17 protein-coding genes and 1 pseudogene are annotated in these 22,811 nt (G+C 50.1%); 8 read left to right on the forward strand and 10 right to left on the reverse strand.

Translation table 11 applies throughout. From position 1 onward, the window contains the following. Window positions 1–92: 92 nt before the first annotated feature. Window positions 93–815: a glucosamine-6-phosphate deaminase gene (locus LN737_RS06425; RefSeq protein WP_405517220.1), complete on the reverse strand. Its 723-nt coding sequence runs from the start codon at window positions 813–815 to the stop codon at window positions 93–95. Between the two features lie 83 nt (window positions 816–898). Then, window positions 899–2,287 (reverse strand): alkaline phosphatase, encoded by a 1,389-nt coding sequence (locus tag LN737_RS06430; protein ID WP_405517221.1) that lies wholly within the window; start codon window positions 2,285–2,287, stop codon window positions 899–901. A 41-nt stretch (window positions 2,288–2,328) separates the two neighbouring features. Between LN737_RS06430 and lysA the strand changes: the two genes are divergently transcribed. Beyond that, complete coding sequence (gene lysA, locus LN737_RS06435) at window positions 2,329–3,591, forward strand: diaminopimelate decarboxylase (protein ID WP_405517223.1); 1,263 nt, start codon at window positions 2,329–2,331, stop codon at window positions 3,589–3,591. A 93-nt stretch (window positions 3,592–3,684) separates the two neighbouring features. Then, window positions 3,685–4,398: a YebC/PmpR family DNA-binding transcriptional regulator gene (locus tag LN737_RS06440; RefSeq protein WP_405517225.1), complete on the forward strand. Its 714-nt coding sequence runs from the start codon at window positions 3,685–3,687 to the stop codon at window positions 4,396–4,398. 35 nt (window positions 4,399–4,433) lie between these two features. On the opposite strand, the gene LN737_RS06445 is transcribed toward LN737_RS06440, so the two are convergent. After that, entirely contained in the window at window positions 4,434–7,319 is a 2,886-nt protein-coding gene (locus LN737_RS06445) for a gliding motility-associated C-terminal domain-containing protein (protein WP_405517227.1), read from the reverse strand. Between the two features lie 141 nt (window positions 7,320–7,460). Further along, window positions 7,461–8,966 carry a circularly permuted type 2 ATP-grasp protein gene (locus LN737_RS06450; protein WP_405517228.1) on the reverse strand — a complete coding sequence of 502 codons (1,506 nt, stop codon included), beginning with the start codon at window positions 8,964–8,966 and terminating at the stop codon, window positions 7,461–7,463. A 363-nt stretch (window positions 8,967–9,329) separates the two neighbouring features. Here LN737_RS06450 and LN737_RS06455 point away from each other — a divergent pair, with 363 nt between their 5' ends. After that, window positions 9,330–9,842 carry a hypothetical protein gene (locus tag LN737_RS06455; protein ID WP_405517230.1) on the forward strand — a complete coding sequence of 171 codons (513 nt, stop codon included), beginning with the start codon at window positions 9,330–9,332 and terminating at the stop codon, window positions 9,840–9,842. 184 nt (window positions 9,843–10,026) lie between these two features. After that, complete coding sequence (locus LN737_RS06460; protein ID WP_405517232.1) at window positions 10,027–10,593, forward strand: hypothetical protein; 567 nt, start codon at window positions 10,027–10,029, stop codon at window positions 10,591–10,593. A 151-nt stretch (window positions 10,594–10,744) separates the two neighbouring features. On the opposite strand, the gene LN737_RS06465 is transcribed toward LN737_RS06460, so the two are convergent. Together LN737_RS06465 and LN737_RS06470 are read right to left on the reverse strand one after the other, a co-directional pair. After that, window positions 10,745–11,731, reverse strand: coding sequence for an aldo/keto reductase (locus tag LN737_RS06465; protein ID WP_405517234.1), 987 nt, complete (start codon window positions 11,729–11,731; stop codon window positions 10,745–10,747). Window positions 11,732–11,804: 73 nt separating this feature from the next. After that, window positions 11,805–12,872: an Ldh family oxidoreductase gene (locus tag LN737_RS06470; RefSeq protein WP_405517236.1), complete on the reverse strand. Its 1,068-nt coding sequence runs from the start codon at window positions 12,870–12,872 to the stop codon at window positions 11,805–11,807. 122 nt (window positions 12,873–12,994) lie between these two features. On the opposite strand from LN737_RS06470, the gene LN737_RS06475 reads away from it, so the two are divergent. The 3 genes and pseudogenes from LN737_RS06475 to LN737_RS06485 all read left to right on the forward strand — a co-directional run bounded on the left by LN737_RS06475 (window position 12,995) and on the right by LN737_RS06485 (window position 16,837). Next, window positions 12,995–13,570: a hypothetical protein gene (locus tag LN737_RS06475; RefSeq protein WP_405517238.1), complete on the forward strand. Its 576-nt coding sequence runs from the start codon at window positions 12,995–12,997 to the stop codon at window positions 13,568–13,570. A 157-nt stretch (window positions 13,571–13,727) separates the two neighbouring features. Further along, window positions 13,728–15,726: pseudogene (locus tag LN737_RS06480) on the forward strand (hypothetical protein). Window positions 15,727–15,814: 88 nt separating this feature from the next. After that, complete coding sequence (locus tag LN737_RS06485) at window positions 15,815–16,837, forward strand: SPASM domain-containing protein (protein WP_405517240.1); 1,023 nt, start codon at window positions 15,815–15,817, stop codon at window positions 16,835–16,837. Here LN737_RS06485 and LN737_RS06490 read toward each other — a convergent pair whose 3' ends face one another. The 4 genes from LN737_RS06490 to LN737_RS06505 all read right to left on the reverse strand — a co-directional run bounded on the left by LN737_RS06490 (window position 16,838) and on the right by LN737_RS06505 (window position 21,843). After that, entirely contained in the window at window positions 16,838–17,044 is a 207-nt protein-coding gene (locus LN737_RS06490) for a hypothetical protein (protein WP_405517241.1), read from the reverse strand. A gap of 67 nt (window positions 17,045–17,111) precedes the next feature. Beyond that, entirely contained in the window at window positions 17,112–18,269 is a 1,158-nt protein-coding gene (locus tag LN737_RS06495; protein WP_405517243.1) for an Ig-like domain-containing protein, read from the reverse strand. Further along, window positions 18,226–19,338: a hypothetical protein gene (locus LN737_RS06500; protein WP_405517245.1), complete on the reverse strand. Its 1,113-nt coding sequence runs from the start codon at window positions 19,336–19,338 to the stop codon at window positions 18,226–18,228. Before LN737_RS06500 ends, LN737_RS06495 begins: the two co-directional genes overlap by 44 nt. A 144-nt stretch (window positions 19,339–19,482) precedes the next feature. After that, the gene (locus LN737_RS06505; protein ID WP_405517247.1) at window positions 19,483–21,843 is read right to left on the reverse strand and encodes a c-type cytochrome; all 2,361 of its coding nucleotides are present in this window, start codon (window positions 21,841–21,843) and stop codon (window positions 19,483–19,485) included. A gap of 217 nt (window positions 21,844–22,060) precedes the next feature. On the opposite strand from LN737_RS06505, the gene LN737_RS06510 reads away from it, so the two are divergent. Beyond that, window positions 22,061–22,789 (forward strand): DUF1080 domain-containing protein, encoded by a 729-nt coding sequence (locus LN737_RS06510; protein WP_405517248.1) that lies wholly within the window; start codon window positions 22,061–22,063, stop codon window positions 22,787–22,789. The last annotated feature ends 22 nt before the right edge of the window (window positions 22,790–22,811 follow it).

Raw genomic sequence — 22,811 nt, forward strand, 5'->3', positions numbered from 1 at the left:
GGTTGATAATTCATGGGTTCAGGCGCGTTACGTTAATCCTGAAATCGGCCCGTGAACCTTAAACTACAAACTTCAACCCATAAAGCCTACATTCAAAGCAAACTTCCGGCGGCTTCGTCTATCCAGACCTGCGCGTTGGGCTGATTTTGCAGAATACTGGCCGGAAGCTGTTCGCTGACTGGCCCTTTTAGAGCATCACGCAGAGTAGGGGCTTTTTTAGCCCCGCTCACCATCAAAATGACCTCGTGGGCTTGGGTCAGGTGCCGTAAGCCGAGGGTGATACCTTGCGTAAGCGTTGTTTCCTGAGTAAAATATTTCTGACCTACGGTTTTGGTGCTTTCGGCCAATTCAACGACATGACAACCCAAATTGAAGAGAGTTCCCGGCTCATTCAGCGCAATGTGGCCGTTCATACCCATCCCCACAAGCAATAAATCCAACCCACCCCGTGCGTCAATCAACGCGTCAATACGGGCGCATTCAGCCGCAAGATTATCGGCTTTTGCGTTAAAAACATGAATCTGATCGGCACGCAGCTTCAGCGGAGTGAACAGATCACGAAACACGTAAAACGAACAGCTTCCGGCATCGTCGGGGCCAAAGCCAACCCATTCGTCAAGACCCACAAACGTACAGCGGCTTACATCGACGCGTTCATCCTGAGCCAATGCCACAAACCGATGATACGTTTCGATAGGTGTATCGCCCGAAGCCAGGCACAGCAACGCATCGGGCTTCCGATTGATGAGAGCCGCTATGTGTTCGGCTGTATATTGTGATAGCGTATCGTGGTCAGGAAATGCCTGTATAGTCATGAATAATAAGGAGTTGGATTAGTGAAGTTATATGAATATGGTCAACGACTGCTTAAGAAGACCATGGCCAACCGCATAACTACTCATTTTAATTCGCTGGCGCGTAGATCACGGCTCCAGCGTTCGGTGCCTTTCTGGTCTAAAACCTTGATGTTCAGCACCCGGTCGTTACTCGGACCGCTGACACTCAACAGCCCAAAATTTCGCTCTGTAACCAACGTACCGTCAACATAAGTCGGCTGCTTGAGTTCGTCAGCGCGGGGCTGTGCAACAGAAGAGGTCAGGGGTGAAACGGTCAGGTCATAAAGCGGATACGTACCCGAGCGGTCCAGCTTATGCAAAATGGAATGGTGACGGTCGCCGGTGATAAACAAAATCCCCGGAATTTTTGATTCGCTAATGGCTTTAAAAAGACGGTCACGTTCGGTGCCGTAAGTAGAATAATTTTCGAAAGCTTTAGTTGGATTTACAATCTGACCGCCCGTCACGATAAACTTAAACGTAGCGTGGCTGAATGTCAGCGCATCGAGTAGCCATTGCATTTGTTTCTCGCCAAAATAATCTTTGGCGGGGCCGTCTGGCATATCGTTTGGCGCCCGGAATGTGCGGTCGTCAAGCAGAAAAAACTGGCAGTCGTTCCAGAAAAACGTACCCGCGCATCCTTCCGAAAAAACGTAGTTCGGGTTCGTCCAGAACAGTTTAAAGGCTTCGAGCGTAACGGGTTTGAGCCAATATGAGCGATCGGCATCGTTTGGGCCAAAGTCATGATCATCCCAGGTTGCGTAATTGTGCGTACTGGCTAGCAGCGGCTGCATTTCAGGCAATGAGCGGGTGTGGGTATAGCGCCTTAATACGCCCGAGCGGGTGTTCCAGTCCACTTCACGCGTGTACGTATTGTCGCCGGTCCAGATCATGAAGTCTGGTTTTTGAGCAGTCATTGCCGAAAAAATTTCATAACCACCGCCATAGGGCTTGCCGGGCCGGTCGACGTCAGGTTCGTTGACGTATGTGCAGCTTCCGACGGCGAACCGAAACGCCGGTGGGTCGGTCCGCCACTGCCATAGATTTTGGGTCTGAAACTGGGTCGGGTAGGGCAGGCTCACCTTCTGGCCCTCTATCAACAGGTCGTATTCGTACTTTTTGCCGGGTTCCACCAGGTCGGCGAGCAGGTGGGCGGTAAAAACCGTTTGCCGGTTGGTTTGAACTTCGTTGGTCAGATGCACAGGCGTCTGTTTACCAGTTTCGTGGTAACGTATCTGCACACGAGCTGCTTTTTTGGTTTGTACCCAAAGCATTACCTCACGCATTTCCGAGTACCCGACCATCGGTCCCGATTGCAGATTGATGGATTTGGCAGCCGCATTTGAGGCAATTCGGGCAGCGGCAGGCTTCTTTACCGATGCCTGTTGCCCAAACAGATTGAAGGGAACTGATAACGTGAGTAATAACAGTAGCAGATGAATTTTGTACATGCTGGAAGATGGCGTAATTTTGCGGCTCGTTTACTGAAAATATGCAACTCTCAAACCAACGATACACAATTCAGGGGGTCGACGTACTGACAATCGCCGAGGAGTTCGGTTTACCTCTGTACGTTTATGACGCTGACAAAATTATTGAAAAAATTGGCTTGCTCCGGTCCGCTTTTACCGGTGTTAATCTACGGATAAAATACGCAGCGAAAGCACTCACGAACGTATCGATTCTAAAATTAATGCGGCAGCAGGGCGTTGAAATGGATTCGGTTTCGGTCAATGAAGCCCGAATGGGGATGCTAGCCGGATTTGAGCCGGGGCAGATCATGTTTACACCCAGTGGTGTATCCTTCGACGAAATTCGGGAAGCCATTGAGCTAGGGTTGCAACTGAACGTCGACAGCCTGCCGCTGCTCGAATGGGTTGGTGAGCAGTACGGGAGTCAGGTGCCGGTTAGCATTCGGATTAACCCACACATCAGCGAAGGTGGCAACATTAAAATTTCGACAGGCCACGCCGATTCTAAATTTGGCATTTCCATTCTGCAACGGCCTACCATGCGCGCCATTGTGGAAAAATATCAGATACGGGTAGCTGGCTTACATATTCACACGGGTTCTGACTTCAAAAACGCGAATGCCTTTTTGAAAGGCGCCGACGTATTATTCGACCTTGCCAGCGACTATCCTGACCTGACATTCATTGATTTTGGCAGTGGATTCAAAGTAGCTTACAAAGAAGGCGATCATATTACGGACGTGGCTGAATTAGGCCGTCAGGTATCGGCTGCTTTTCAGAAGTTTTGCCAGCAATACGGGCGTAACCTGGAGCTATGGTTTGAGCCGGGTAAATTTCTGGTGAGCGAAAGCGGTCATCTACTGGTTCGAACCAACATTGTCAAGGAAAACCCAACCCGTACGTTTGTAGCGGTAGATTCGGGATTGAACCACCTGATCCGACCAATGATGTACGATGCGTACCACGACATCAAAAATATTTCAAACCCGGCGGGCGACCCCAAAATGTACACTGTGGTCGGCTACATCTGCGAAACGGATACGTTCGCAACAGACCGCACCTTGCCCGAAGTTCGGCCGGGGGATGTTCTGTCGTTTGAGAATGCCGGAGCCTATGGGTTCAGCATGTCATCCAATTATAATGCTCGTCTGCGTCCGGCTGAAGTGCTGGTATACGAAGGAGCGGCCTATCTTATTCGTCAGCGCGAAACCTTTGAGGATTTGCTACGTGGTCAGGTAGATATTTCAGTATTGAATTCAGAAGTTATTGAGCAACAAGTATAGGGGCTTGGTATTTGGTTTATATAAACGGTCGTGCAGACACTGACTTGCCGTCAACTATAAACCGGATATTGGATACCGAAAATCGTAAAAACAATGGGAAGAGCGTTTGAATATCGGAAGGCGCGCAAAATGAAGCGGTGGGGGCAAATGGCCAAGACCTTCACCCGAATTGGTAAAGATATTGTCATGGCTGTCAAAAGTGGCGGTCCTGACCCTGACTCAAATGGCCGTCTGCGGGCGGTGATCCAGAACGCTAAAGCGGCTAACATGCCGAAAGAAAACGTGGATCGTGCCATCAAAAAGGCTTCATCGAAAGAGCAGGAAGATTATAAGGAAATCGTATATGAAGCGTATGCGCCACACGGCATTGCACTCGTCATCGAAACGGCTACCGACAACCACAACCGTACGGTCGCTAATGTTCGGAGCTATCTAAACAAGCTCGGCGGTAGCCTGGGGACGCAGGGCATGCTGGACTTTATGTTCGAACGTAAGTCGGTCTTTCGGATTCCGGCAGAAGGCGTCAATCAGGAAGAGCTTGAATTCGAATTGATTGATGTTGGGGGTGATGAAATTGAGTATGATGAAGACACTGACCAGCTAATCATCTACGGTGAGTTCACCGCTTTTGGCAGCATTCAGAAATTTCTGGAAGAAAAAGGCTTCGACATCAAGCAGGCTGAATTTGAACGAATTCCGAACGACTATAAAGAGTTGACGGATGACGAAGCCGCCGACGTAGAAAAACTTATTGAGCGAATCGAAGAGGACGACGATGTTCAGACAGTTTATCACAATATGAAATAACAGAGAAGGCCGGTTCAAAACCGGCCTTCTCTCGTTTATCGGATCGTAACGTTTTCTCTGAGAATCTGTACCCAGCCTTTGAGCACCTGAGGAGGGGCGTTGCGGTCCACCAGGGCGTAGTGTACCGTGGCCTGATAGTAGTACAGACCACTGGGCAGCTCCACCCCCTCCTTGCTGCGACCATCCCAGGCCAGACTCGCACTCGTCACCTCATAGACCTTGGCCCCCCACCGGTTAAAGACCACAAACTCGATCTGCTCCACGAATCGGGGACACTTGAAGGGTACAAACTGATCATTCCTGCCATCCCCGTTGGGGGTGAACACATTGGGCAACACCAGACTGGGACAGGCATCATTGCAGACCTTGTTGGAAGGACCACTCTCCAGCCCCCGCTTGCTCACCGCCGTTACGTAGTAACAACCCGATACAGTCGTCAGGCTCCCATGCTCAAACGTAAGCGTGGGGGCATTGACACTGGTCAGGGCACTGAGCGTATCCTGCCGGTAGCGACCATAATAAATCTTGTAGCTGGCAATGTTGGCATCGCAGGTAGGACCCGTAGTGGGCCGCCAGCTCAGCTTGTTGGTGAAACTGGTCTGATCACAGAAGCTTTCGGGGCTCAGACTGGCGCAGTTGAGTGAATCCAGGCTAAGCACCGGTGGGCAGGGTTTGGTCGTGTCACCAGGAGAAGCACAGAAAATCTGGCTGTAATTGGTCAGGATGCCCAGTCGGGTGAGTTGGGTGTCGGTATAGCGGCCTCGGGTCATAACCCGGTAGCAGTAGCTCGAATCGGCCGAAAGCACCCGGCTGGTGTTGCCGTCGGCCAGGAAGGTATCGCTGCCATCGTCATTGAAGGTGTAGGTGGGGGTGGTGACCTGCACTTCCCGGATTTTGTTAAAGGGCCCATTGGGTCCGCTGCGGCTGCGGTAGATGTCGTGGGTCTGGTTATCGTTGCTCCAGGGGGTGTTGGCCTGCCAGGTGAGGGTGATCTGGCGGTTGGCGGGCGCGGCTGCCAGGCGGACGGACGAGGCCGGGTCGGTCACGTCGAGCCGGGTCAGCTGACCATTGCTCGTATAGTAAAACTCCAGCCGGTAGCGATAAGCATTGGTCTCGGTATTCAGAGCGGTTGTCGAGCTGCCCCGGTCAACATAGACCGTATCGGCCACTCCAGCCTGTAGCGACGTATTGATGGTCGCGATGGGCGTGAAGTCGGTACCCGCCAACCCGGTAGCGCGCTGAAGCCGATACTGATAGGGGCCCTGCAAATCCCCCGGATTCAAGCCCAGGGGCCGTGTCCAGCGTACGGTGATCTGACCCCGCTGAGCTGACGTACTGTCAACCGTCACCTGGGTCAGTACGGGTGCCAGCAGGGGTAATTCCAGACAAGCCTGCTGGGAGGCAATACTGGCGCCCCCATTGAAGCCTCCGTTCACATCCGGATAGAAAGCCACAACCCGGTAGGAATAGCTAACACCCCGGCGCAAACTGCTGGTGTCGGTATAGGTCGTTGCCGTCGAAGGCACTTCCGCGATTTTTGTGTAACCCGCTGGCGGTCCTGTCGTACAGGCAGGGATGGTGATCGGCTCGCAACCCTCTTTGCGGTAGATGCTAATGGTAGTGCCCGGTGATCCACAGGTATACGCATCCCAGCTTAGCTGGATGGCTCGCCCGCTGGTAGTGGCGGTGGCTCTGGCTGTCAGGTTCTTGATCGAAGGACCCACCAGCCGAATCCGGAACGTCTGGAAAGAAACCAGCGAAGGCGTACCTCTGGCTGGTACGTCGGTGACTTTAAAGGTGACATCGTAAGGCTGGTCCCGCAACTGAGTGCAGTTGGTTTGCCAGCGGAAAACAGCCGTAGCAGGTTGATTCTGGGTCAATCCCCCATTGGTTAGCTGGGCGTAGGCAGGCTGAATCAGCTCGGCAGGCGCCAGCGGTGCCCCATCGGGCCCGACATTGAATACGCCCCCAAAGCCGTTGATGATAACCCGGTTACCATCTGGGTCAGTAGCCGTAACGGGCTGGTTGATGAGCGTACCGGCCTCTACACAAAGGTCGGGAATGGGATTGATTAAGGGTCGCTTGTTAGGCGAGTCAGTGACGATGATCTGCATGTCGCGGGTGATCTCGCCAATCAACACCCCATTTCGCCATTCTTCAACGATGAAGGCGAAGTTGTACTGACCTTCCCGGCCGGGGGCATCCCAGCAGAGTTCACCCGTGGAGGGGTTGATCAAAAAGGTAGGTGCCCCACCGGCTTCGCTGGACGTACTAAATTGAGTAGGGTCCTGGTATGCAGGTATTGCCCGACCGCTACATCCGTTGTCAGTCAGGCTTGTTGCTGGAACGCTAAGCCGGAAAGCCAGGCTATCACCGTCGGCATCAAAAGCGGCTGGATTGTGGCAGAACTTCTGGCCCACCCGTCCCGAATCCAGAGGAGGATTGAGCATAACGGGTGTTGAGTTGGTCAGCAGAGCCGCATTGATATAAATGGTAGACGAGACAAAGAAACGAATCTGATCAGAGTTGCCTGGTGGCGGTAAGTTCTGCGTGTCTTTATTTCGGTTAGGTACGGTGATACCGATGGTATAGGCGCCTGGCCCTGGGTACGTATGAACGATCTTATAGACGTTGATCGAGGAGGTACGGCCATTAATATACGTACGAGGTTCCCGGCGTTTAACAACCGCGGTTGTCCCGTCGCCAAAACACATTGTGTATTCAGTAGCCTGATCCGCTGCCTGCTTTCCTTTTACCTCGTCATAATAGGCTGTAAATGTAATCTCATAGGTAAGCGAAGTTTGAGAAATTCGTTTCGTGGTAATCTCCCCCGCTCGTACGTGTGTAGCCCGACTAAGCGTAGGCCAAAGCACTACCCCCAGAAACAGGCCCCAAAGTCCAATAGTATAAACCAACCGCATAGAAATCTTTATTTTTATCTACAACGATTTATGCGGTAAAAAGTGTATTCAAAATGCGGAAGTCTGTTCGGTATAATGCCGTGTATTCGTGCCATTCAAATTAACCATTTACGACTCTAAACTGAATAGACTTACGGCTGCTTAATATAATACCCATGTATCTTTACCGCCACCGCCCTGCGACGAATTAACAACGAGCGACCCTTTGCGAAGAGCAACCCGAGTCAAACCACCAGGAATCACGTTGACCCCATCTCCATAAAGAATGTAAGGCCGCAAATCTACGTGTCTTCCTTCGGCATGATCGCCCACGAGGCAAGGCACTCTCGACAGCGAAATAGTTGGCTGAGCGATGTAGTTACGCGGATTTTCCTGAATTTTTTTACGGAACAGCTCATGGTCTTCAGGCGTCGCTTTAGGCCCGATCAACATTCCGTAGCCGCCGGCTTCATTGGCTTCTTTCACAACCAGTTGCTCAATGTTCTCTAATACGTATTTGCAATCTTCCTCTTCACGGCAGATATAAGTACGCACGTTGGGAATGATTGGCTCTTCGTTCAGATAATACTTGATGATACGTGGTACGTAGGCATAAATCACTTTATCATCGGCTACACCCGTACCGGGTGCATTTGCCAGGGCTACCCGCCCTTTTTTATAAACATCAAAAATACCCGGCACCCCAATCATCGAATCCGGATTGAATGCCTGCGGGTCAAGGAACGTATCGTCAATACGTCGATAAATAACATCCACAATCTGAAACCCTTTTGTGGTTCGCATTTTAACGTACCCGCCCGAAACAACCAGATCGCGGGCTTCGACCAGTTCGACGCCCATCTGCTGAGCCAGGTAAGAATGTTCAAAATAGGCGGAATTGTAAATGCCGGGCGTCAGTACCACCACGGTAGGGTTGGGCCGATCGGCAATAAACTGAAGCATTTGAAGCAGCCGTGTCGGATAATCAGAAACAGGTCGAACGCCCGTTTTAACCAGCACTTCAGGGAATGTCTGTTTGATAAGCTCCCGATTCTCAAGCATATACGAAACGCCCGACGGACAGCGAAGGTTGTCTTCCAATACCATAAACTGTCCATCTTCTCCCCGTATAAGGTCGGTTCCGGTAATATGACACCAGATTCCTTTAGGCGGTCTTACGCCCAGGCAAGGCGTTAAAAACGATTTGCTGGATTCAATCAGATCGCGGGGGACAATGCCTTCGTTCAGAATGTTCTGCTCGTTATACACATCATCCAGAAACATGTTCAACGCTTTAATCCGCTGAATGAGGCCCTCTTCGAGCCGGTTCCATTCGGCCGATTCAATCACGCGCGGAATGATGTCAATGGGCATAATACGTTCCGTTCCTTCGCCTTCAGAATAGACGTTGAACGTAATGCCCATACTCATTAAAGCCCGTTCGGCTGCGTGCTGACGCCCAATCAGATCTTCCCGTGTCAGTTGCTCAACGCGTTCGCGGAAAGGCAGATAGCCAGATCGCACCTGCGTTTCAGTGGCAAACATTTCATCAAAAAAGTTCTCAGTCTGGTAATCGGTAAAAGAAAAGTTGGCAGAAAGCTGACCCTGCGATTGGGTCATCCCATTAAGTGTCTGCGACTGAGACTGATTGGTTTTTTGCTTTTTCATGAAACAATGTATTTTCTAAGGGCACACTAGCCAAATATAATACCGGGTGGAGGGTTACTTTGCAAATAAAACGCTGTAAACTCAGAATACATAACATACTGCCTAATTATTCGTTGACAGCAGTTGATCTGAAAAGCAGAGATAAGTGCCTAATCTGTTAAAGAGATCCTTGGTTACCTATCTACTTTTTAATCTCTTTTCAGGAGGATAGCCCCCATTTACGCGATTTTGCCGGTTTTGTCATCTTTTTTTCAGGAAATGCAACAGTATTAATACTCATGGCGTACGGAGGATTAGGTTGATGAACAAAGCCATCGGGGCTTTCTCCTATTTCATTATTTAACAACAATAACCATTAGTTTTATGAAAACACTCTTTGTGTTCAGTTGCATGGTGGCTTTGGTCGTGGGGATAAATGCCTGTAACAACAATGCGGTTGATCCGACTACGACCGACGGATCGGCGCGGTCGAGTTCAGTGACGAGCGGAACCGTTACCGGGCCGCATAACCTAACCACCGTAGATGTTTCGACTTTGCCTGCCGCCGTTACGTCGTACATCAGCACAAATTATGCTGGAGCCACTATCAAGGATGCCAGAAAAGACGACCAGGGCCGCTATCTGGTCGCAATCACTGTCAGTAGCGTTGTAAAGCTACTGGTATTTAATGCAGATGGTACGTTTGTGAAAGAAGTAAGCGGCAGACCGAAGCATATGCCTGGCGATTCTGCTCATCACGTACCTGGCGACTCAACGCATCATCACCCACCCAGGGATTCGACTCATTTTCACGCGCCTGGCGACACGACGCATCATATCACACCTGGTGATTCAACGCGTCGGCCAAGACGTGGTCCCGGCGGACATGGTCATTGATCTGCTGGTTCAGGTCTATCGATTCGTGTTCTGGTAGCCGTAGTAAGGATTAAGTTTACGATAGCTAAAACAAAAAAAGACCCGCTCCTGGCTGGGTCTTTTTTTGTTATTATTCAGTGAATTACTATAAACTATTGGCTATTTCATAGAGTTGTGGTTATACTAACTCAACTAAATGATAACAATGAAGAAGGCGTTGTTGATATCTGCGTTTGTATTGATTGCCTTATCAACCGTAATGGCGCAAACGGAAAAAGGCAGACGTTTGGCTGGTGTACAGGTCGGCAATATTGTTATTCCAACCTCGGGTGGATCAGGTACAATTATTGGCCTTCAGCCAGCATACGGCTGGTTTGTAAGCGACGGCCTGGTAGTAGGAGCCGGAATACCAATCTTTTATGTCGGCTCAGGTGGCACCAACATTACGCAGATCGGTATATCGCCCTTTTTACGGTACTATATCGGTTCGTCTCAGATAAAACCGTTTTTTGGTGGATCAGTCGGTGTAATCAATACGTCCGTATCGAGCAATAACTCATCCAGCTCTAGTGCAGATGCGCTTTATGGACTAACAGGTGGGGTCGCTTTTTTCATAAACAGGTCGGTAAGTTTTGATTTTGCACTGACCTACACGGGTGGAAACACGGGAGTAGTCAATTCACTCGTGGCAGGCAGTACGAATGCCTTGACGCCCAACATTCCTAAAGCCCTGAATATAAGTCTGGGCTTTCAGGTCTATTTTGGAAAATAACTTCTTCCATAGAAAATCCGACTCTTATTCATCAGTATGTCCTGTCTGTGAAGTCAGGTTCTCAAACCTGACTTCACAGACAGGACATACTGAGCCGCTATCTATTCAAACCGATTCGTAGGCTTTTTGGTCTATTTTGGAAACTGAACACTTACCATAAATAATGAACTGGGTTTTTGATCCGTTCATCGTAGATACGTTTCACCGCATCCATCTGTTCAGAAGCCAATGCGGGGCGCTGAGTTGCTTCCAGATTGGAGGGTAGCTGATCAGGTTTGGAAGCACCCGGAATAATGCAGCTTACGGCATCAAACATTAAAATCCAACGTAGTGCATCGGGCGCTAAATTACCGTCGTTTGAAAACACAGACCGCAGTTCGTCAACGGCGGCTAAGCCCGTTTCGTAGTTTACGCCCGAGAACGTTTCACCTTTGTCGAAAGCGGCTCCTTCGCGGTTGAAGTTGCGGTGGTCTTCTGCCGAAAAAGCGGTGTCTGCTTTAAATTTCCCCGTCAATAAACCACTTGCCAGCGGCACCCGAACGATAATACCGATGTCGCGACGTTGTGCTTCGGTGAAAAACAGCTCAGCCGGGCGTTGCCGAAACATATTAAAGATAATCTGGACCGTCGTTACGTTCGGAAACTCAATGGCTTTCAGACCTTCCTCCACTTTTTCTACGCTTACGCCCAGGTTTAGAATCTTTCCTTCATCTTTCAGGCGATCAAATTCCTCAAAAATTTCTGGTCGGTAATACACATCCGTAGGCGGGCAGTGCAGTTGAATCAAATCAAGTGTTTCCAGACCCATATTCCGAAGGCTATCCTCCACAAAAGCACGTAATACGGCAGGCTGATACGCTTCGTTGGTGTGTGGCCGAAGGCGACGGCCGCATTTTGTCGCTACGTAAATTCGCTCGGTTCGGGAACGCACGAGTCGCCCGACGGCTTTTTCGCTTTCGCCATCACCATACACATCGGCCGTATCGATAAAATTAATTCCGGCATCAACTGCTTCGTTGAGAATGCGGTCGGCATTGCTATGGCTAAACGGATCGCCCCATTTGCCCCCCACCTGCCAGGTACCCAAACTGATTTCGGAAATGGTAAACCCTGTTTTGCCAAGTTTTCGATAATTCATTTATAAGCCGTATTAAGTGATACGAACCGTAGTCCGCCTAATTAGAAACTAACTAATTGACTGGAAGTTTGCATTACAGGGTTACGCCAAACCGCTCGCCCAACTCATTCAGACTTTTTATAACGGGCTCTACCACCGGGATTCCAGTGGCTAACCGTTCTGCTTCCATTTCGCGCTCTGGATCACCGGGAATCAGCACCCGCTGCCCCTCAACGGCCTTAGCCTGCCGGAACCGCTGAATCCACGTATCCATATGAATTTTGAACTCACCGGCCGGACGAAACGCGTCGATACGCATAGCCCCGAAAAAATGCCCCGTTCCAATACCCACGCCTTCATTCGCCTGCATAAACCCAGCTGTCGCAAAAGGCGGGACCCAGGGGCCATAGTTTGCTCCCGACAGTACGCCCGAAAAAATATCGACCACCGCGCCTAACCCATAGCCTTTGTGGGAGCCGTGTTCGCGGTCGGTGCCGAGTGGAAGCAGTGCCCCACCGTTACGTATGGCATTTGCATCGGTGGTAGGTTGTCCATCCGCATTTTGTGCCCAGCCGAGCGGAATGTCCTGCCCTTTACGCTGAAGTATTTCAAGCTTTCCGTAAGCGACGGCCGTAGAGGCAAAATCAGCCAGAAACGTAGGTTCGGTGGCGGCCGGAATCGCTACAGCTATCGGGTTGGTTCCCAGTAATTTATCCAGCGAAAATGTGGGGGCTACGAGTGGGGCTGCGTGAGTCATGGCCTGTCCGATCATATCCTGCTCTGCCGCCAGCAAGGCGTGGTAACCCGCTATGCCAAAATGATTGGAATTGCGTACAGCCACCCAACCCGTGCCAGCGATACGGGCTTTCTCGATAGCCACCTTCATCGCCCACGGGCCAACCACCAGCCCCAGGCCACGGTCGCCATCAACAACCGCCGTGGATGGCGTTTCGTGTACCACTTTTATATGCGGCTGCGGATTCAAACGGCCAATATCATAAAGCCGGACGTAACCCGGCAGCCGGGCAACGCCATGTGAGTCGACGCCCCGCAGATCGGCGCTAACGAGTACGTCAGCCGCCAGGCGGGCATCCGTTTCGGAACAGCCGATGGCTATAAAAATTTGTTCTGTAAATGTTCTGAGTCGGTTTGCTGTAATCATGTCCGCAAAGGTAGATAAGAGATCATTTGTTAAATGTTGTTTAAAATGGTGATTTTAGCGGACAGGTATCCAAACAAAGCTCATCGTTTATGATTTATAACCTAAGTAAACCTACCTGCCGTATGGTATCTACTTCCCACCTAATTTTTCCTTTTTTTCTGTTCACAACGGTCGTCTGTGCACAGCCGCAGGATACGCTTACGACCGAACAACTCCTGCAACGTAGAGGAACGGCTTATACCGCCCTGTTAAGACCGTCGCGGTATCTGGCTCTGGATGTAAACCATACGCTTGGCGGGTTTCGCCGATACCGGTTTTTCGTTGGTGACGAAATGCATTTTAAAGCGCGGGGTGAAAAATACCGTGAGGAACTGTATGATGTAACCGACAGTACGTTCAGCGTATTAATGGCCAATGAAGTGATGAATCGCGATGAACCCGTTACGTTTCGTTTCGATGAAGTAAAAACTGTTTATCTTCATCGTCGAATTCCGTTCATAACGGCAGCCGGTACGCTCTTTCCCATTGCCGGCGGAGTGTACTTGCTGGCCGACGTTGTGAACAATCGTGGAATTTATAGCAATACGTTTCCAGTGGTTGGGGCGCTGGTTCTGAGCGGTGCCCTGTTTCACATTATTAGTAATCCACACATCCGTCTGAATAAAAATCACCGGCTAAAGGTGCTTCGAACGTACTAGGTGCGGTGCATAAGCGAATAGCCAGGACGTTTCCTTATTTTTATTATCCACACACCGACTGACGGTAAAGAATTTGGTTGTTGGGTAAGGTTTTGCCCTTATCAGGGTGGTCGAAGAAGATGTGTTTGGTTTTGTGAAATGGGTTTACATTTGCCCTATGTCAACGTCTATCACTGATCTACAAGACAAATGGTATCAACAATACCTGGCCCATACTGAAGCTTATCAGATGGGCCGTCAATCGTTTATTGCCGGGTTATTGCCACAGGATGCCGTGCGGTTTTCTGTTTATCAGACGCTGGATATTCTCCATAAACGACTGGGTAATGATACGTTGCGGCATGCCTTGAACCCGGCGGAAACCATCCCCAGCCCGGTAAGAAATTATGAGGATGGGTCGTGGCTCAAACGGAGCAATATGGTAGGCATTAACGTCCGGACCATAGGCTCGTTCTGGAATGTGATTGATTACGTGCTGACTCTACCTGCCAGCCACGATAGTATTCACTTATTACCTATTTGGGAACCGGGCGTTGTGGGGAGTCTGTACGGCATGGTAAGCTGGCAGATCAATCCTGAGTTTTTCGATGTAGAACTGGCTCGTTACGTTCCGGCGCTCGATTCGGTTGAAAAACAGCTTAAAGTAGTCGTCAATCTGCTGCACGCCATGGGTCGCACGGTGGGCATGGATGTTATTCCGCATACGGACCGTTTTTCGGAAATGGTACTGGCTTGCCCTAACCTGTTCGAATGGGTGCAACGGGATGAAAAAGCAGGGAAACCAGCCAATCTGGCCGATCATTCCAGTCTGGTATATCGTTACGTTGAAGAAGCCATCTGGCAGTTTCTGAAATTTCGTGGCTCAGCAGACGGTACGCCCTTAACCTGTGGAAAAGACATCTTTTTTCGACAGATATGGCGATTCTGACCGACGACAAGCGCCTGCGAATCTTGTTCGGTCAGCCGCATGATTACATTGGGCGACTGAACCGCCGGGTTGCCTTGATCCGGCATCTCACGGCCCAGGGTTTCGAAACGTTACCGATGACGATGGCCCCGCCCTACCGCGGCTTGCATATTGACGAAAACGATTATACCGTTGACGACTTCGGGCAAGTCTGGTATCAGTACGCTTTCGATAAACCTGAAGCGATGTCGAGGGTATTTGGTCCGCTGGCGCGGTATCGGTTCTATGAATCGAAAGACAACAACCAGAACTGGGAGCTTGATTTTAACCGGCCCAATTTACCCGCCTGGGAATACATTTGCCGGAAAGTGGCTGATTGCCAGCGAGCTTATAATTTCGATTTCATGCGGGGCGACATGGCTCACGTACAAATGCGACCGGAGGGCGTACCAACCGTCATTGATGAGTATTATGATCCGCTACGAGCGATCAAAAAATACGTACAGCGGCATGGAGTACCTTACTTTGCGTTTTTTGCCGAGACGTTCCTGGCTCCGCCCAATACCATGGGATACGGCGACGAATGTGACCATCTGGAAGCCATAGAAGCCGACTCGACGCTGGGTGATTTGCAATCGATGGTGGTGGGCTCCACGGAATTTAAGCGTCAGTTTGCGGATTACTATTCGCATCTGAAAACGCGCCGGTTTGCCCCGAACTTTACCGTAATAACCGCCGATAAAGATGATCCCCGCTTTGATGAGTTTTATCGAACGGGCAATCTGTTCCGGTATTTCACGGCCTTGTTTTTGACCGATATGCCAAGCTACGTTGGGTTAGGCTTTGAGGTACGTAATCTGCACGAAAAACGAGGAGCTAATGAAGAATATAGCAAGCTTTACGTTTTTCGGATAGAAGACGACCGGCAGCCCGACAAAGTGACTCACGAACCATTCGTATGGGGGAGAATGCCGATCAGTTTGCCGCTATTGGCCGAATACGGGCATTTGCCGAACAGATCTGGCCTGGAATTGCTGGCAAAGAAACGAAATGGCTGGTTGCTCCCGATGCCGGAACGAACTACATTGCCTGGAGGCATAGCGAATCTACGCCGGACACGTCTACGCCGGGCTACGCTTTTGCTGCCAGTATGACAGGTAAGTTATCCAGCGTTATTCCGGAAATACCTGCCGGAGAAATTGTTTTTGACGAAGATGAGTGCCGCATCTGGAAGCTGACGAAGCCCTGAGCGAACCTTGCTTACCTGTCTGCCAGCATCATTGTCCGTATTCTGAAAAACGTGTTTCCTGAGCACTTTCGGATGTACCTTTGTAAACATGAATCGTAACGTAGCCGATGGCCTTAATTTTGCGTCGAAACTGACGCCTAAACGCGTAGCTAATGCGCTGAAGGTGTTGTCGAGTTATTACGTTGCCAGACAAACCGGTCGACCTGCACAGCGAGGCTTGCCAATGTCTGTATCTTTTGAGCCAACAACGTCCTGTAATTTACGCTGCCCCGAATGCCCCAGTGGCTTACGTTCGTTTACCCGCCCGACCGGGATGCTGGGCGAAGAACTTTACAAACGTACTATCGACGAACTTCACGAAACGCTCCTGTATCTGATCTTTTATTTTCAGGGAGAGCCTTATCTGCATCCGCAATTTCTGGATCTGGTACGGTACGCTACTGATCGGAACATTTATACGGCCACCAGCACCAATGCCCATTATCTGACAGATGCAAATGCCCGCAAAACGGTAGAATCTGGGCTTGACCGCTTGATCATTTCCATTGATGGTACCACTCAGGAAGTCTATCAGCAGTATCGGGTAGGGGGAAAGCTGGAGAAGGTACTGGAAGGCACGAAAAATATTCTGCGCTGGAAAAAGGAACTGAAATCCCGGACGCCCCATGTTGTGTTTCAGTTTCTGGTCGTAAAACCCAATGAGCATCAGATTGCTGAAGTAAGAAAACTGGCCCGCGAGTTAGGAGTCGATGAAGTAGGTCTGAAAACGGCCCAGATTTATGATTACGAACACGGTTCTGATCTGATGCCAACCATAGACCAGTATAGTCGGTATGCCACCCAGTCTGACGGTACGTATCGGATCAAAAATGGCTTCGGTGATCACTGCTGGAAAATGTGGCACTCCTGCGTTATTACCTGGGATGGCCTTGTGGTTCCCTGCTGTTTCGATAAGGACGCCCATCATCGAATGGGCGATCTGCAAACACAATCCTTTGCTGATCTCTGGCAGGGCGCTGCTTATCAAAACTTTCGGCAAACCTTACTACGCTCTCGCTCCGAAATCGAAATGTGCCGCAACTGCACAGAAGGCACCAAAGTTTGGGCGTAACTAGTCAAGTCGGGTTTCGTGGTGTCGGTTTCTCAAAACCGACACGGATTGCTGCCGCCAAATGTCGGTTTTGAGAAACCGACACCACACGCCCAAACCAACACTCTCATAACAGGTTGAGCCAACGTCAGTAGAGACCATTTGTGTTCCGAATCCAACGGGTTGGTAAACAGTCCACACAATACGGGTACGAGAACCCAATATCATGCGCACGTTAGTTAGCTATTTAGCTAATGGTGAATGACCAACGACAGCGAAGCGAAATGACTAATTCCTACTGACTAATGGTAACAAAAGGTAGGTCGACAAAAGGATGAGATGTAGCCGGTTGATCCTTTCGGGTTATATCCCGGTCGAACAGGCGGTTGAGGTTATTACCCGCTACGTCTTCCAGTCGACTTTCAATACGTAACGTGTATTGGCCGGGCTGCCAGCTGGCAGTAGGTTTAAACCAGGCTCGGTTTTCGTTCTCTCCAATCTGCCACGTTCCCGAAACCAATTTTTTATCAGCCTGAATGACGTGTAACGTTTCGGTAAGTAATACGTAATCAAGAGCTTCACCAAACGATACCCCCATCGGTTGTATGCTGCCGGATTGCGGTCTGTGGATTGACCAGCGTTTCGGATTAGGGGACAGGCTATCCCGTTGAAACGTTACAAACGATTTGGAAATTGGCTTACCTAACGTAGCGCCCTGCTCATCGGGCCAGTCGGCAGAAACGACAAGTTGATAACGATTGCCTCCCTGCAAAGGCGTTCCTAATTGTTTGTTCGGTTGCAAATCGCGTTTAATACGTCCGGGGTCCAGCCACAGAGTTAGTGTAGTTCGGTCGGCATTCCAGAGTTCGGGCTGAAGGTTGAGAAATACACCCGGCAACGTATCCGTATTGTTTTTAAGTAAGGCAACGTACTTCAGCGATTGGCCTTCCCGCATGGGCCGCGAAAAATGCAGGTAGATTTTCAGCAAATTGTCGGGCAGCGAATCCTGCGTAGGGTAAACAGCCAGCAGTTCAGGTTTGTCATTCGTCGCTAAAGCTGGCGCCATGACTTCACCCAATTGCTTGTTTTTCAGCCACACTACGTAATGTAGTCCCCGCGTCAACGGAATTAAGGGCTCAAAAACAACGTCATCGCCTATCAGTTGATACTGACCGGCAATGGCGGTCTTCTGATTGGCCAAACGTACCGACAGTAGTTTGTCCAGCGAATCGGCAGCAATGGATTGGACTAACTCACTGGGTATAGAAATGCCAGTTGCTCGTTTGCCGTCCCAGCGTATCAGGATGTCGGAGTTCTTTTCGGGCTGACGACAGGCGGTAAATAGACTGGCAATAAAAAAAATCAGGCTACACAACGCGCATAGCCTGACAAGTATCTGACGGTGAAGTTTATAAATACCGATCACTGGACGTCCAAAGATCAAGGTTACCATCGGAGCGACGCTGAAGCAGAATCATACGCGTATCATCCAGTTTATCGAGCTGGATGACGTTTGTCAGGGGTAACGACACGAAATCTACGCCAGCCGTCGCGAAATTTTCGGCAACGGGCATTGTCAACGAACCCTGGTAAGCCTCCAGATTTTTGTGCCGTACTTTAAACACAGGCCGGTTTGAATTGGCCATAACCAGAAACGATTCATTGCCTTTCTTCAGCGTAATGATGTCCAGCGGCTGGTTGCCGCTTCCCATTTCCGCTACGGTACGTCCTTTTACATGATGTCCGGCTTTTAATTCGTCCATCGGAAACAGCACCAGTGGTGTGCAGGTATAGCTAGCCAGCAGGTACTTCTTGCCTTTTATTTCAGTCGTCGTAAACGTCTTGATAGGGGCCATGGTTTCGTATTTGGCGTGGGCGGCATGATAGATTTCAAGCGAAGCCTGGTCCTGCGCGTTGGTAAACGGAAATGGAATGCTACGGAACGTAGAGCCAAATTCCTGATTGGATAATCCACTAACCAGCACCTTGCCATCGGCATAACCCATATCCGAAATGGCCGCAATACGTAACGATTCACCCCGCCGGTCTTTGGCATCTTCGGAAGGAACGTTTGTCAACGCCATTATAGAGAAGGGGACCTCTTTCAGCGACACAGGGCTGATTTTGTCGCCTTCAATTTTCAGCAGAACCGGCGTGCCGTCGCTGTGCTGTACGGCACAATACACGTTTTTCGATTTTGGATTGACGGCAATATCCTGAATAGTGATATTCTTAACGTCGGTGCCTAAAAGAGCGGCAATTTTCTGATCAACGTTCTTAATTTCAACCGCATTCGGCTTGTCAACCGATTCAGCATCTTTCGTGTCAACCGCAAAAACAGATGCGCTTCTGCCATCACCAATAAACAGTACGCCGTCGGGACCGAATGTCAGCGCATTAATCGATTTGATGGTTGGCGTACCAATCACAAGTCCGTACTGATTTTGGACCGGGCGGGTGGTCGTGGCGAGCAGAAGAAGTCCGGCAAAGCCCACGGCCAGTACAGCATACAGTTTTTTCATGATTGTAGAGGTTGGTTTTAAAATGCGCTGATTATCAGATTGAATGTAGCTACATCGATAGAGATTTCAAAATACATTCAGGCTAAAATCCAATATATGCTGCCGAACGGTATCTGAACTAAGCCCGCTACGGTCCGGTTCTACTTACTGCCCTGTTTTTTCCAGCTCGTCGAGCGTCCAGGGTGTGGTACGTTGCGCAGTTTCCTGGCGGAGTTTAGCTACTTCTTCGGGTTTAATAATGGGCTGGAACCGGCGGAATCCACCACCCCCTGCCGGTCGTGCAGGGGCACTGGCCGAATTGCCCGTTGCTGTCTGGCTGGTTGGACGGCTTGGCGGTGGCGGGAAAACGGGAACCGCAAATTCGTAACGGATATAACTGGCGATGGATGCGATCCAGTCGTCGTTGTTATCCGACATGGATGGCATAATGGTTGGGTAGGTTTTCCCCTCTACCGGTCCCGACAGTCCCTGCAATAAAATCTTAAGCACCATCTCATTGTCGGCCAGATGTTTCGAACCAGCTATTGGTGGAGCTACCTGACTGGCCAATCCCTTTCCGTCTGTACCATGGCAGGAGGAACAGAGTGATTTGAAAATTTCGGCTCCTTTCAAAATAGAACTCCGCTCAACGGCGGCAAACCGACCGAGTTTACTGCCATAAAGTTTGAAATCGTTGTTTTTCTGAATACTGGCTTCTACGGCGGTGATCATCGGATTGGATGTGTTCTGAGCCAATAACTGCTGCACTACGGCCTTCGCTTTGTCCGACGTACTGGTATGAAGCGTTTCCAGCAACTGTACCCGCACATCGATACTCGGATCATTTTGCAGAGCAGCTATCTGGCTGATTACGGCCTCATCGTTTTTCTTCACAGCAGGTTCGCTGATCCAGATCGCTGTCCGGCGTACCTGAGGGTCTTCATCCTTAAGCGCCTGCGTAATTGTCGCAGCATCAATAGCGTTTAAGCCTTCCAGTGTCCAGAGGGCGTGAATACGTGCCAGAGCGCCCGGTTTTTTTAATAAAGAAGCCTGTTGACCCGCTGCAATTTGTTTCAGCGTCGGTATAACCGATTTGTCATTTAAAACAATCAATTGTTTTTGCGCATTGTCGCGCCACCAGCCATTAGAATGGTCCAGATACGTAACGAGTTTGCTGGCTGGCTCATCGAGTAGCTGCGGTTTTGGACCAGGTTTTGCTCCGTCCTGAACCAATCGCCAGATACGTCCGTGCTGGATGTGCTTATCCAGACCGAGTCGTTCGATCTGCGGACGTATCCAACTGCCTTTTGGCGTCCACTGCGATTCCTGAATGATGCCGCGGTTCATGTCTACGATGTACAGATTCCCATCTGGCCCCGTATACGTATTGACCGGTCGAAAATTGAAGTCCGACGAGGCAATGAATTCCTGTTCTTTATACGCGTTTTCGAGCTGCGTTTTTCCCTGATTGTTTACCACATGGGCGCGTCGGACAATGCGGGCCACCGGTTCACAGATCAGGTAATCGCCGACCAGATCGGCCGGGAGTTTGTCGCCCCGATAAATCGACTGCCCGCAGCCTGCCGTAAAGTGGTTCAGCGTACTGTCAGGACGTAAGCGCTTGGGGCCTCCCTGGGCATCTGGATTGGCAATGATAGACCAGACCGGGCTAAAGGTCGCTTCGTCGTAGGCATCAGCGAATTCCAGGGCGCCATATTTCGGATTGATCTGGAAGCCCGATCCCGCATTTTCGCCACCCCCGCGACTGAAGAATAAGCGTCCGTAATTATCGTGGGTCAGGCCCCACTGGCCGTTAGAACCGCTTGGCAGCGAATCCACCTGAATTGTTCCGTTGGTATACCGAAAACGTACCGGGTCAACGGTCACATAAATCCAGTTGTCCAGATTCCAGTCCAGGCCGCTACGTTGGTGTTCCAGATTACCGGGTGCTTTCCGATCAACGTGGTAGATTCGTTTTTTATCATCAGCTACGCCATCGCCATTGGTATCTTTGTAACTCCACAGGTCGTACGTATCGGTTTCATTAACAATAAGTTCGTGGTTTACGCAGAGGATCATTCGGGGTAGCATCAGCTTATCGATAAAGACCGAACTTTTATCCATTTTCCCGTCGCCATTGGTATCCTCCAGAAGCATGACGCGGCTGACAGGCTCGTGCTCACCCGTTGCATCGGCATCCTGCATATACGTATCCATTTCCGTTACATACATGCGGGCGTTTCCATCCCAGGCAATGGCAACCGGTTCGTGAATCATGGGTTCGCTGGCCACCAGTTCCATATGATAGCCTTTCGGCACCCGAAATGACCGCAGGCTTTGCTCCGGTGTTAATTGGACTGGATTAGCTACAGGGTTTACAGCAGGTTTTGTGGTATAATCGACTCCCGTCGACGTTGCCGTCTGGTCGGTTTGGGTCGTTTGCTGATGGATTGTTTTCGAGGCCGTACACGTAACGACCAGCGCTGAAATCGTGAGTAAGCTTCCGATCCAGAGATTTCTTTTCATAAGACAGCAGGTAAAAGGCTTGGTCGACTTAACAGATATTGGTGAGGTATAAAGCAATTCCCAGGCTACTGATACTGAGTTATCGGGTACGAAAATTCATGCATTTCTCAAAAGCATTTACGGCTGGACAATTCGCGTTTCAGGCTTGCCTATTTATGGCCTAATGAGGAGTTTATAATGTACACTGCCTTTTGTACACTCAATCATTATAACCGTCATGCTCGTCAAAGTAGCTGCTTTTGTTTCACTCGTTTGTTTTAGCTGCGCCGACCTACAGGCTCAGGCACTTAATACTTTATCGGCTCAGGAAAAGAAAGAAGGCTGGAAGCTGCTGTTTGATGGTCATGATCTGAATGGCTGGCACAAATACAACGGTAAAGGCGTACCCTCGTCCTGGAAAGTGGAGCAGGGGGTGCTGCATCTGGACGTACCTAAAACGGCCACCGACAAACCACGCGACAGTGGTGATTTAATCACGGATGCCGTTGTTTCCGGCGATTTTGAGTTTAAAGCCGAGTTTAAAATTGAAAAATACACCAACAGTGGTTTCTTTTTCTTTGCTCAGGAAGCCCCCCAATACCAGAAAATTTACAACACAGCAATGGAAGTTCAGGTGGGCGACGATGTGCTGTACCAGAAGGAAGTTGAACATCCGCACAGTTCGGGCGATCTGTTTGGTATTGCCGATGTGCGTATGCAGGAACCTCAGCCCCTCGGAAGCTGGAACAAGCTGGATGTCATGCTGAAGAAAAATAAGCTGACCGTTACGCTGAACGGTTACGTCGTTCAGGAGCATGACTTGACCAGTGCCGACTGGAAGCAGCGTGTAGCTGGCAGTAAGCTGAAAGATACACCGTTTGGCAAGGGCAAGTACAGCGGACGGATTGGTTTACAGGATTGGAATACCAGTGTCTGGTTCCGCAATATTAAACTACGTACGCTTTAGAAACAGCTTGTTAAACCCGTTA

The sequence above is a fragment of the Spirosoma sp. KNUC1025 genome (assembly GCF_045160025.1).
Classification (GTDB): domain Bacteria; phylum Bacteroidota; class Bacteroidia; order Cytophagales; family Spirosomataceae; genus Spirosoma.